General features: G+C 66.4%; 12 protein-coding genes. 5 read left to right on the plus strand and 7 right to left on the minus strand.

The window, feature by feature from the left end:
• Positions 1–333 precede the first annotated feature (333 nt).
• The 7 genes from HY699_23700 to HY699_23730 all read right to left on the minus strand — a co-directional run bounded on the left by HY699_23700 (position 334) and on the right by HY699_23730 (position 8,347).
• The gene (locus HY699_23700; protein ID MBI4518810.1) at positions 334–651 is read right to left on the minus strand and encodes a hypothetical protein; all 318 of its coding nucleotides are present in this window, start codon (positions 649–651) and stop codon (positions 334–336) included.
• Positions 652–738: 87 nt separating this feature from the next.
• Positions 739–2,451 (minus strand): amidohydrolase, encoded by a 1,713-nt coding sequence (locus HY699_23705; GenBank protein MBI4518811.1) that lies wholly within the window; start codon positions 2,449–2,451, stop codon positions 739–741.
• A gap of 4 nt (positions 2,452–2,455) precedes the next feature.
• Positions 2,456–3,010 (minus strand): 4Fe-4S dicluster domain-containing protein, encoded by a 555-nt coding sequence (locus tag HY699_23710; GenBank protein MBI4518812.1) that lies wholly within the window; start codon positions 3,008–3,010, stop codon positions 2,456–2,458.
• Complete coding sequence (locus HY699_23715) at positions 3,010–3,918, minus strand: hypothetical protein (GenBank protein ID MBI4518813.1); 909 nt, start codon at positions 3,916–3,918, stop codon at positions 3,010–3,012. The genes HY699_23710 and HY699_23715 overlap by 1 nt, the downstream gene beginning before the upstream one ends.
• A 196-nt stretch (positions 3,919–4,114) precedes the next feature.
• Positions 4,115–6,322 carry a molybdopterin-dependent oxidoreductase gene (locus tag HY699_23720; GenBank protein ID MBI4518814.1) on the minus strand — a complete coding sequence of 736 codons (2,208 nt, stop codon included), beginning with the start codon at positions 6,320–6,322 and terminating at the stop codon, positions 4,115–4,117.
• Between the two features lie 47 nt (positions 6,323–6,369).
• Positions 6,370–7,848, minus strand: a complete 1,479-nt coding sequence (locus tag HY699_23725) for a M20/M25/M40 family metallo-hydrolase (GenBank protein MBI4518815.1) — start codon at positions 7,846–7,848, stop codon at positions 6,370–6,372.
• A gap of 40 nt (positions 7,849–7,888) precedes the next feature.
• Positions 7,889–8,347, minus strand: a complete 459-nt coding sequence (locus tag HY699_23730; protein ID MBI4518816.1) for a MarR family transcriptional regulator — start codon at positions 8,345–8,347, stop codon at positions 7,889–7,891.
• 808 nt (positions 8,348–9,155) lie between these two features.
• Between HY699_23730 and HY699_23735 the strand changes: the two genes are divergently transcribed.
• The 5 genes from HY699_23735 to HY699_23755 form a co-directional block, all read left to right on the plus strand.
• On the plus strand, positions 9,156–9,395 hold the full coding sequence (locus HY699_23735) for an addiction module protein (GenBank protein MBI4518817.1): 240 nt from the start codon (positions 9,156–9,158) through the stop codon (positions 9,393–9,395).
• Positions 9,395–9,697 (plus strand): hypothetical protein, encoded by a 303-nt coding sequence (locus HY699_23740; GenBank protein MBI4518818.1) that lies wholly within the window; start codon positions 9,395–9,397, stop codon positions 9,695–9,697. The genes HY699_23735 and HY699_23740 overlap by 1 nt, the downstream gene beginning before the upstream one ends.
• A gap of 211 nt (positions 9,698–9,908) precedes the next feature.
• The gene (locus HY699_23745) at positions 9,909–11,270 is read left to right on the plus strand and encodes a M48 family metalloprotease (GenBank protein MBI4518819.1); all 1,362 of its coding nucleotides are present in this window, start codon (positions 9,909–9,911) and stop codon (positions 11,268–11,270) included.
• Positions 11,271–11,422: 152 nt separating this feature from the next.
• Entirely contained in the window at positions 11,423–12,022 is a 600-nt protein-coding gene (locus HY699_23750; protein MBI4518820.1) for a phage integrase N-terminal SAM-like domain-containing protein, read from the plus strand.
• On the plus strand, positions 11,980–12,153 hold a 174-nt coding region (locus HY699_23755; GenBank protein MBI4518821.1), incomplete at its 3' end, for a tyrosine-type recombinase/integrase. The genes HY699_23750 and HY699_23755, both read left to right, overlap by 43 nt.

Here is a 12,153-nt window from a genome sequence, read left to right on the forward strand (position 1 = left end):
CGCACGGCTGCGCAGAGACCGCAATCGTGCGGGAGAAGCAGCTGAAGAAGTGGCGCCGCGCCTGGAAGATGACAAATTGCGTCCCTTTCGGCCATGGGCCTCGGCCTGACAGTACACAGTACTGTCAGACTGGTGAGGATTCGCCCGGTCGGCTGCACGTTACCCAAAGATTTGTCGCACACCCGCATCATAGCCCCACCGGGCACACCCGTTGCCCAGCGCTCGCAGCTACTTAATAGGCCGTGGGCACCGTGGTTACGGCAATCTTGGAAGCGGCTGGGTCCGCAGATCAGACGGCTCCTGGTTGGCAGCGGGCGCGGCGCCCTCGGCCGGCTAACTCACTTGCGGTGCTACTGATGGCTTGCTCCGGGCTTGGCGTCTTGGCCTATCACCGGGAGTGTCATGCGCGAGGCGCGAACGGAAGAACGCCAGAAGCGGAGCGTCGGTCACGGCGCTGAAGTGGTCGACCGCCAGCCGCACCCCGTCGCGCATGGGGAGGTAGAACGACGAGCGCACAAAGCCGGGGTACTGCGCCGGCCGGGTCCGCCCCTCCCGACTCCACCACGCCCGATCGGTGGCGATGTGCGTGCAGCCCGCCGCGATCGACATGGCCGCGGCAAGGATACGGGCGAGCGCCCGGCGTGAGCTCATCGTTGACCTCCGTTGGTTTTGTTTGCCGAAGAGATGGGGGCGAGGGATTGGATGGAGGCACCTTGCCTGGTGCCGCCCTGATGGCGCTTATCTCATCGCGTAAATCGTTCGTCCGCCGGTGATCGTTTCCAGTACCTTCATCTCGCGGATCGCGTCGGGATGGGCAACTGGGTTGTCGGAGAGGATCACCAGGTCCGCGTACTTCCCTTTCTCGATCGAGCCGCGGTTGTCTTCCTGAAACACTTGCCAGGCGGCATCGATGGTGACGGCGCGCAGCGCGGCCATCGGCGCAATGCGTTCAGCCGGTCCGATCAGCCGGCCGGCGGCGGATCGGCGCTGCACCGCGCACCACACCGCCATCAGCGGACTGATCGGCAGCACCGGCGTGTCGGTGTGAATGCTGAAGCGCACGCCGCGGTCGAGCGTGGACTTGAGCGGGCTGATGCGGGCGGTGCGTCCGGGGCCGAGAAACACGTCCCAGTGGCGGTCGGCGAAATAGAAGACGTGCGGGTTGTGATAGGTGGGGCTGATGCCGAGCGCCTTCATGGCGTCGAGCTGATCGAGGCGCGCGGTTTGCGCGTGAACGATGAGGTGGCGTGCGTCCGGCCGCGGCGATGCCTGTTGCGCCGCCGCGATCGCCACGATGATGTCGTCGATCGCCGCATCACCGTTGCCATGAATGGCAACCTGCAGCCCGGCCGTGTGGAACTTGCTCACCAGCTTCGTGAGTTCGTCCCGCGAGTGAGTCGGATAAGCCCGGTAGCCGGCATCGCCGCGGTAGGGCGTGGTGTAGGGCTCACTGAGATAGGCGGTGTAGATGTAGATGGAGCCGTCGGCGACCAGCTTGACCGCGCCGACGTGGAACCCGTCGCTGTTGAAGTCGCCCGGGTCGAGCGCGCCGGCGACGATGCGCTCGCCCAACGCCGCATCCGGCCACACGATCAGCCGCTGCGAGATTAGGCCGAGCGTGGATAGGCGCGACACCGCGGTGAACATCTTCTCGTCAGCCAGGCCGACTTGGGCCGTAGTCACACCGGCCGCGGCGTACTCGGCCGTGGCGTAGCGCGCCGCCTTCACGCCCTCGAGGAAAGACAATGCCAACGTCTGCTTCATAGCAGCGTGGTGAGCGGTCTCCTCCAGCCGCCCCGTCGGCTCGTGCGTCGCCGGGTCCTTGTGAATGACGCCGCCAGGCGGGTCGGGCGTTGTCGCCGTGATGCCGAGCAGCTTGAGCGCAACGCTGTTGACCACCGCGGTGTGCCCGCTGATGTGCCATGCATACACCGGGTGATCCACCGACACTCGATCGAGATCGGCACGGGTGAAGTGCCGCCCCTCGGCCAGCGCCATGTCGTCGTAGCCGTAGCCCACAACCCACCGGCCGCGGCGCGTGGCACGGGCTTTTGCCTGCAATGCGGCGATGGCTGCCGGGATGTCCTTGATGGCGCCGATCGGCGGGCTGTTGAGGTCAACGGCGATCGCTGCCAGTCCGGAGCCGGGGAAGTGACCATGGGCGTCGATGAAACCGGGCAGCATCGTCTGCCCGTGCAGGTCGACGACGATGCTGCCCTTGGCGACAAGTCGCTGCACCTCTTCATTCGTCCCGACCGCGACGATGCGATCGCGTGCGAGGGCGACGGCTTGCGCGATGCTGTCGTGCGCGTCCATCGTCAGCACGGTGCCGTTGAGGAAGATGCGGCTCTCCGGCGGTTGCCGCAGCGAGCGGACTACGTAGAAACCAACCGCGGCGACTGCTGCCAGCGCTGCAACCGCGAACAGCGCGGCCTTGCCAAGCTTGCGCATTGCTCTACTCCACGCCGGCCTTGATGAAGCGTATCGCGGGCCGCGTCCAGTCGGGATCGAAAAAGCCGTCGCTACGTCGGTGCAACTGGCGGCCGGCCGCCAGTTGCTCGACCTGATCGAGCCGGCCGAATTGCAGCGCACCGCCAACGCAGGTTTCCACGCACACCGGAACCAACCCCGCGTCTTGGCGCGCCCAGCAGAAATCGCACTTCGAGACCCGATCCTGGCCGGGTACGCGTTGCGGCGCACCGTACGGACACGCGCCGAGGCAGCGCTCGCAGCCGTTGCAGCGATTGGCGTCGATAAAGACGATGCCGTCGCGCTCGCGTTTGACGATGACGTCGGTCGGGCACACCGCCATGCACGCCGGGCGCTCGCAGTGGTTGCAGGCGAGGGAGAGATTGTACTGCACCACCTCGGGGAAGCGACCGGCCTCGCGCGACATCACCTGGCGCCAATTCACTTCCGGCGTGGTGTCGTTGTGCACCTGACAGGCAACGCGGCAGGCGTGGCAGCCGATGCAGCGATCGAGGTCGAGCAGGAACGCCACCTGGTTCATCAAAATGCCCTCGCCCAGTACGGCCCGCTGTCGCCGGTGTGACAAGAGGCGCACTGCTGGTTGTACGCGGAGCGGGCGCCCTGCCGCGGATATTCGCCGGGAAAGCCGGGCCGGCCGGCGCGCTGGTGGCAGAACGTGCACGGCTGATTGAAGTTCGGGTGCTGGTGGTGGAACTCGTGCACCCCCTTCTGTGCGCGTGGAAGGTCGGTCGCGCCGATCTTAGCGCCGTGACAACCGAGGCAGACCTCGTTCGTGCGGGCGGCTTCCGCCAGCACTGGATGCTCAAAGGCACCGGGCGTGGCGAAAGCGACCTGCACCGCATCGTGGTCGCCGGATGCTTCCGGCTGGAAGTACTCCTTGTCGGCCGGAGCGCATCCAAGCAGCACTGCGGCCGCGAAGGCCGCCGGGGCCAGCCGGCGCAGGCCGCGTTGCGAAAGAGCCACGAGCCCGACGGAGGCGAGCAGGAGCGCGATGAACACCAGCCGTGACATGAAGCCGGCGAGCTGTTCGCTGCCGGCGGCGCGCACCAGGAGTGAGGTGAGCAGCGTCTCCAACCCAAGTGCGCCGATCGGGAAATGGTTCGTCGCCCAGCCGATGAGGGACCACAGCACCGCCGAAGCGAGGGCGAAGGCCAAGCGTGAGTGCAGGCGCCGGTAAACAAAGAGGCCGGCAAGCACCGCCGCGACGAACTCCCAGGCGGCGCTGCCGAGGAAGTACATCTCGATGGCGAGCAGCAACGGCGCGTACACCGTGAACCGCAGCGCCGGCGGCGCGTTAACGGAGAACAGCGGCGCGAAAGCGGGAAACAGCGGAATGCGGAACGCGCGCATCGCGATCTCGAGCAACAACAAGACGCCGCCGCGCGCCGCTCTGTGGAGTGCGGCGGCTTGCCGCCGCTTTCCGGCCACGCAGCCGCGCCCCGCACGACGCCAAAGCGGGAGCAAGCTCCCGCACTCCAAGAGCGCCGCGAGCGCGGCGCGAACTGGCAACCAAACGGCGGCCTTCATTGGTAGAGGTCCGAGCAATAGACCCCGCTCAGGCTGAGGAGGCCGCGCCGCGGCCGTCTCGAAGCCGGGCTCACCAGCAGGGGCTTGTCCATTGGGATCATGCTGGCCGCACCCGCACGCGGGTGTCGTTGAAAGCGAGGTTGCCGCCGATCGGGTCGGTGCCGTCGGCGATCACGACGTTGCCGTTCACCCCGCGCCCGGCGGCAGCACGCGAGTAGGCGCGGTGCCCGAAGTGATGGCTGAGCGCCAGCGTATCCGGGCGGATGCCCGGCGACACCCGCACCCGCGCCGTGATCGCGCCGCGTGCCGACTCGATCACAACCCTGCCTCCGGTCGTCACACCGAGCGCTGCCGCAGTGTCGGGATTGATGAGGACGGGATTGTCGCGCTGAATGCCGGCCAGGTACGGGTTCTCCGCAGTCGCCGACTGCGTGTGAAAAGGCAGCTTGTAGGTGACGAGGTGGTACGGAAAGGCCTGGTCAGCGTCGCTCTTCTTCCACTGGGCCAAAACCGGTTCGGGTGCGAATCCCGCGGCGGTAAGGACCCCCGAGACCAGCTCGATCTTGCCCGACGGAGTGCTGAAACCATCTTGCCGGCGCCGCCCGGGCCGCAGTTCTTCGTCAGAACACGCGATGAAGCCCTTCTCGCGCAGCTCGCGGTAGTCGATGCCGCTTCCTTGCAGCTGCGCCAGTAAGAAGTCCTCGTAGCTCCGGAAGGGGAACTCGGCGGTCATGCCCATCGTGTGGGCGAGCGCGATGATGATCTCCTGACTCGGAAGCGACTCCATCTGCGGGCGGATCACCGGCTGGCGCAGGCTCAGCTTCACGGTTGGCGGAAACCAGAGGTCGAGCCCTTCGAGATACGTCGAGGCCGGCAGCACCACGTCGGCGTAGCCCGTGGTCTCCGACATGAAGGCGTCGAGCGAGACGATCAGCTTCAGCCGCTCGAAGGCGGCGACCAACTCCTCGCCTTGCGGCAGCGAGTACACCGGGTTGACGGCGTTGAAGATCACGGCTTTCAGCGGGTAAGGCAGTTCGGTTCGAATGCGGCGCGGCACTTCGTGTGACACGCCGAAGAAGGCCGCGGGAAACTCCGGATTGCGCCCGATCGGCAGCGGGATACGGTCCGCGTTCGCACCATCGATCCGCCTGCCGCCGGGGTCTTTGACTTCCGGCAGCACCGCGTTCAGCGCAATCGGCGGGAAGGGGAAGAGCTGCACGCCGCCTTCGCGGTCGAAGGCGCCGAGCAAGGCGTTGAGGATTTCCGCCATGCGCGCGGCATCGGTGGCGTCTGCGTGGGTGATCACGCCGCGTCCGCAGGCGACGACGCTGCGGTGATCTGCCGTGTGCCGCACCGCGCGCAGGAAGCGTTGGCGATCAATGCCGGTGGTTTCGCACACCTGATCGACCGTGAACTGCTTGAGATAGCGGCGGATCATCTCGAAGCCGAAGGTGTGCCGGCGGACGAAGTCGTGATCGAAGCGGTCGTGCTCGATCAGCCAGTTCGCCCAACCGGCCAGGAGCACGCCGTCGCTCCCCGGCCGGATCGGCAGCCAGAGATCCGAGCGCGCCGCGGTCTCCGAGAGACGCGGGTCGACAGTGATGAGCACGGCGCCCTTCGCCTTCGCTTCCATGATTTCGCGCGCGGCCAGCACCAGATCTTTCGCGCCGAGCGGGTTGATGCCGGCGGCGACGATGCATTCGGCGTTGGCGTAGTCGTAACTCGCGCGCGCCACGCCGTAGGTCATGGCGCCGCCGATGAGGCGGCTGGCGTCACAGGTCGAGATATGGCCGATGAAGTTCGGCGAGCCGAGCGCGTAGACGAAGCGCTTGAAGACGTCCGGGCGGTCCATGTTGAGGTTCTGCCAGAGCGCGATGCTCTGCGGACCGAAGTCAGCGCGAATCCCTTGCAGCGCCGTTGCGACCGTGCGCAGCGCTTGCTCCCAGGACACACGCCGCCAGCGCCCCTCACCGCGCGCGCCGGCTCGGATCAAGGGATACCCGAGACGCTCGGGGTGGACGGCTTTGTAGAGCCCGGCGTGCCCCTTAGCGCACAGCCGGCCGCGATTGACCGGGCTGTCGGGATTGCCCCGCAAGTGCACGATGCGCTCGCCGGCGCGCGTGGCCACGACCGAGCACCCGAGCGTGCACATGTTGCAGGTGGTGATGACCGAATCTCGTCCGGAGGCGGGAGTGACGCCGCCGAGCCAGGCCGCACCGGTCTCGGCCGCCGACATGGCCGGCCAGGACAGGGCCGCGGCCGTGGTAACGACGCCGCGTTTTAAGAGATCACGTCGCGTTATCATCGCGGGCCGCTCCGTTGTCTGGCGTTGCGCATGGTTGCGGTCGGGCATCACTCGGCCGCACGCCCTGCGGCGGCGTTCTGGATGAGCTGCAAATAGAAGCGGACGGCGTCGGCGTAGACGGTAACCGCAATGTGCTCGTCCACGCCATGCGCGCGGCCCAATTGTTCGACCGTTCCACGAACCGGCGCGAAACGGAAGACGTTGGGCGTGAGGCCGGTGTAGAAGCGCGCATCGGTACCGCCGGTTGCCAGGACTGGCGCGACAACGGCATCGGGAAAGACTTCGCGGATGGTGTGCCGCACCAGCGCGAAGGCTGCGGAATTCGCGGGAGAGGTCGGCGAGGGCTCGCGCGCGCGCAGCACCTTGATGTCGATGCGGCTGTCGTTGACGACGGTGAGCAGCCGCTCCAAAGCGGCCGCCACGCTTTCGCCGGGAAGGATACGGATGCTGACGACGGCGCGGGCCACGTCGGGGATGGCGCTGTCCTTGACGCCGCCTTGCAGGCGCGTGCCGACGGCGGTGGTTCGGATCATCGCGTTCGTCGCGGCGGTGCCGGTCAAGCGCCAGCGCACTACGGGCTCGAACAACCACAGGTTTGCCAGAGCCACCCGCGACAGGCCGCTGGTCTCCGTGGCAATGGCATCGAAGAAGCCGCGCGCCGCCGGAACCAGCCGCGTTGGCCATGGGTGTTCGTCGATCTGCACCAGCGCGCGGGCGAGCCGGGCGACCGGGTTGTCGCGGGCGGGCGATGAGGAGTGCGCTGGGCCAGGGTTGCGGGCCGATAGCTCCACGTAAGCGGCGCCCTTCTCGGCCATACCCACGACCGCCACCGGCCGCGCGACTCCGGGTACGGCTCCCTCGGTAACATAGCCGCCTTCATCGAGGACGAAGTCGAGCGTCACACCGCGTGAGGCGAGGGTCTCGGCGATGGCTCCGGCGCCGGCGTGACCGCTCGCCTCTTCGTCGTGACCGAATGCCCGCAGCACCGTACGCCGCGGCGCAAACCCCTGGCCGAGCAGCTGCTCGCACGCTTCGAGGATGCCGACCACCCCGGCCTTGTCGTCGATCGTGCCACGACCCCAAAGAACGCCGTCAACGATGGCGCCGGCGAACGGCGGGTGCGCCCACCCGGAACTCGGCCCTTCCTCGGCCGGCACGACGTCCTGGTGCGCCAACAGCGCCACCGGCGCCAGCGCCGGGTCCGCCCCACGCCAAGTGAACAGCAAGCTCCGGCCGCCCACGATCTCCCGGGCCAGTTGCGTGTGGACTCGTGGAAAGCGACCCGCGAGCCAGGCATGGAAGCCCTGCCATTCGGCCTCGGCGTCGCGGCCGTCAACGGGCACCGAGACGGTGCGAAAGCGGACCGCTTCGGCCAACCCGCGGCTGAGTGCGTCGGCATCGACGGCGATCCGCACCGGCGCGGGCGCAGCGACCGGGTCCGGCAGGCTCGCCGTCCGGTAGGCGACGATGCCCGCGAGCACGACGACGGGCAGGGAACCGAGGGCAGCGAGTCGGTGGGGGCGCATTTGTCCTCTTGTATTATACAACTATCGAATCAAAACAAACTCAGCAGCAGGCCCGGTCTCCGCTCAGCCGGCCGACCGCCCGCACGAACAGGCGCAGGGCTTCCTTGACCTGCTCATACTGCGCCGCGGGAATTTGGGCGATCGCGCGGCCGAGGTTGCCGGCCATACACTCCCAATACTCCTTGTGCGCCTTCTTGCCGGCGGCGGTCAGCCCGAGGCGGATCGCCCGCGCATCCCTGGCCGAGGGCACCTTGAGGAGAAAGCCCTTCTCTATCAGTGGCTCTATCAACCTCGTGGTCGTACTCTTCTCGACTGCCAGCAAGTCGTGAAGCTCAGCCAGTTCGAGGCCGTTGCTGCCTTCGTTGACGTGATCCAGGATGGTGAACTGGAGGAAGGTAACGCCGCCGCAGTAGACGTTCTCCTGCTGGAAGAGCCTGGCAACCCGCGCGACGTCACGCATCAGAACGTAGGCATCGCGAATGTCCGTTGCTCGCCTCATGATCGTTGTATTACACAACGAGCTATCCACAGTCAACCGCCTTCACTACCCCAGCCGAACGCGGCCGGCGTGTCCTTCGGGACGCCGGCTCGCTCCGTGGAACGCTCGCAAGCAGCGCCGCGGCCGCGAATCGGTCACAGCCCGCGCATTCCCGGCACGGACGCTCGCGGGCTATACACCGGCGCATGGAGCCGGGCCGCCGCCGCGCGACGTACGAAGACCTCATGCGGGTCCCCATCACTCCGTTGCCGAGATCGTCGACGGCAATCGTGCGGGATAAGCAGCTGAAGAAGCGGCGCCGCGCTGGAGGATCGAGCTGATCGAAGCTCAGAACCCGGACTGGCGAGACCTCTATGACGAGATCGTGTAGCGCTGGCGGGTGGTAGCGAGCCGGTGCCGTGGATTCCCGCTTTCGCGGGAATGACAGATTGCGTCCCTTTCGGCCATGGCCCTCGGCCTGACAGTACACAGTACTGTCAGACTGGTGAGGATTTGCCCGGTCGGCTGCACGTTACCCACGGATTTGTCGCACACCCCCCCGCCTTCGAGCACCCTACGCGCGTGCTGTGGAGCCCCTAATCCTAATCGCCCTACAATCCCCATAACACGTGGGGAGCACCGTCGGTGATCAGAGGTTCAGTTGAACGGGGCCTGCCTGCCGAAGCCGCGGCGCAGGCAGGCCTTTCCGCCATCCGGCGGCAACCATCACACCATCTCGCGCAACGCCGCGTCGCGCCGGATGACGGAAAAACCCTTTTACGTTATGCAACACCAGGGCAGCCGTGCTAGGAACACATCGGAGGTTCCCATGGAGGCGCGGAAGTCAGATCTTGAGCAGAAGGTCCTTCGCTTGTCAGTGGCACGGCGGGCGCGACTCGCCCGTGTGCTGCTCGACAGCCTGGACGGTGAGACCGAGGAGGATGTTGAGGCTGCTTGGGCCGCGGAAGCTAAGCGGCGATCTGAGGAGCTTCGCAGCGGGCGAGTGAAGGGACGAACGTCGGCTCAGGTATACGCTCGCGCTCGGTCTGCGCTGTCGGCCTTGAGCTGATGGAGGTTATCTACCATCCAGAGGCCGACGATGAGGTGCTTGAGTCAGCCCGGTTCTACGAGCGGCGGAGCAAGGGCCTTGGATGGCGATTTCTGAGAGCCGCACAAGAGGCGGAAGCGCGGATCGTGCGCTCGCCGCGCGCGTTTCCCTTCCTCGACGAGCCCATCCGGAAGTGCGCGCTCGCCGGATTCCCGTTCAACCTCCTGTTCCGAATCGATGATGCAGCCCTGTTTGTCGTTGCAGCTGCGCATCAGCGTCGGCGGCCGGGCTACTGGCGACGGCGATTGCGCGGTCGTGCATAACAAGCGCCTCGAGCTGTCCGGCTTGAGCGTCGTTGCCAGTCGCGATCGTGACTACGCCGGCAGCTCAGGCGCAAGACGTTCGGCGCGACGGAGCAACTGGAAGCGTGAGCGGCCGGATCCAACCGTTCAGGGTCGGCACCAAGCAGGCGTGATGATACAAGTGACGTCTGCGAAACAAGCCCGGCTTTCCCCGTCTCACAGTGAAATAGCGGTGTATCTGCTGCTCATGGCCTTCATATCTAGCTGTGCCGCCGATGCCGCGATGGGCCGCTTGCGAGGGGCGTCGCCGCGGCTTTGGGCCCAACCCCAGGCGGTGATGCGGCCGGACTTCCCCACCGCAGAGCTATCGGTGAGCGCCCTCGAGAAAGTGAAGTCGACTGCTCCCGGGTCGCAGGTACTACGCGACGCGCTCGTCGCCCAAGCGGCGGTGCGCAAATTCGTCACTGACCATGGCATCCCGGACGGGGTCCGCATCACCAATCATGGACTGCAGTTGGAGTTAATGTACGTGCAGACGTCGACGGTGTACGTGTTTGCGTTGGGCGATCTGCTGCCAGCCGATCTGGTTGGAACGCGTGAACTCAACTACGTCGAACGCACCGCCATCAATCCTGAGAACCACTGGCAGCGGGCCTCGAATGACCTGCGCCTTTATCTTGACGACGCGTCGCGCTTGCTCCGGATCGGCCGACGGCTACTGCGGGCGGTGGCACCGCAAGGCCTGCCGGCGCGCGATCTCGGTTTCATGGTGGTGGATGCCACGCCGGCGAGTGCGAAGGTGTTCGGCCTGCCGGAGGAATCTCGCGGCGTGATTGTCGCGTACGTAGATCCCGATGGCCCGAGTGCGAGGCTCCTGAAACGCGGCGATCTGCTGACCGCCCTGGCTGATCGCCGCTTGTCTGGAATCGACGATTACCGGCCGGAAGAGGTTCAGGGCGGCGGCACGATCCCGGTGACGCGCTGGCGAGCTGGCGAGCAGGAATCGCTCGCAATCACGCCGGAGGCGCTGCCATTTGCACTGGAGATTCAGGTCATCGACATATCTGAGGTCAACGCCTTTGCCGTGCCAGGGTTGGTTGTTGTCACCCGGGCTATGCTCAACTTCTGCGACGACAACGAACTGGCATTCGTTTTTGGCCACGAGCTTGGTCACATCGCGGAGCGGCAGAGCGGCACGCGCAAGGAGCGGGAAGCGATGCGCAAGGGTGGAATCGCACCAGGCGTCATAGCCCCCCCAGAAGATTTTTCGCAACTGCAGCTACGCCTTCTGCTGGCCAGCTTGGCCAACTGGCGGAGCGAGAGCAGTTTGTCGCTCCAAGAACAGGAACTCCTCGCTGATCGCCACGGCATCGAGTACGCCGTGCATGCCGGATATGACCCCACGGCGGCGGTCCGCTTCCTTGAGGTATTGGCACGCCGCGAGGACATCCGCCCAGTCGTTGAGTTCATCAAGGCTCACCCTCCTGCCGCCGAACGTCTGCAGCAGGCCCGCAAGATCATTGGTGAGCTACCGCCCCGCAGTTCGTCATCAGCGGAGGGGTATCGGTCTACCCGCCAACCGACGTTGAACTAAACCGCTGCGCGGTGGTGTCTACTTTCGTATCTGCCTGCTGATTTCATTACGCTGCTTTTCTTCGTGACCCGCACTGCCTGAGGGGACAGACTGATCTCCATCACACGCGGCGATGGTGGCCGGCCCGGTCAGCGTCGCCCAAGGAGGTCAGCATGGGCGAGCTACGCGATCGGATGGTGCGGGACATGGACGTGCGCCACTTCCCCGCACTCCAGAGGCTTCCGGCGGACGTGTCGGAGCGCACGGTCGAGGCCAATGTCGCCGGGGTGAAGGGGCTGGCGAAGTACTTCATGCAGTCCCCGGATCAATTCAGCGACGCGCAGGTGCAGCGCTATCTGCTGCATCTGCGCCAGGAGCGCCAGCTCTCCGGCAGCACGTGCAACCAGATCCGCTGTGCGCTGAAGTTCTTCTACGAGGTCACGGTGCGCCGGCCACAGCCGTCGCTGACGGTGCCGCCGATGCGCCAGGCGCAGAAGCTGCCGCAGATTCCTAGCGCGGGCTGGCGCCCGCAACCCAACTGCGGCACGCAAGGTGGAGCGCGACTCCGGGCGCGCTCAGGGGCGGCGGACGGGATCGGCGCGCTGCGCGCGCCCGAACGCGCTCGGAGATCGCGTTCCACCGAGCGCCAGCACGGCCAGGAAAACACGAAATCCTCGCGCGCCGCGACGATTTCCGGAAGTAGTAGCTCAGTCGGGAGGAAGTCGAGCGCATCGTCGGGGCGACGCGCACGCTGCGCGAGCGGGTGTTGCTGATGGCCACCTACGGCGGCGGGCTACGGGTGAGTGAGGTGGTGGCGCTACGCCCCGCCGATCTCGATGCCGAGCGCGGCGTCATCCGCGTCGAGCAGGGCAAGGGCAAGAAGGACCGCTACACGGTGTTGGCC

It is taken from the genome of Deltaproteobacteria bacterium (genome assembly GCA_016210005.1).
In the GTDB taxonomy this organism is placed as follows: domain Bacteria; phylum Desulfobacterota; class Binatia; order HRBIN30; family JACQVA1; genus JACQVA1.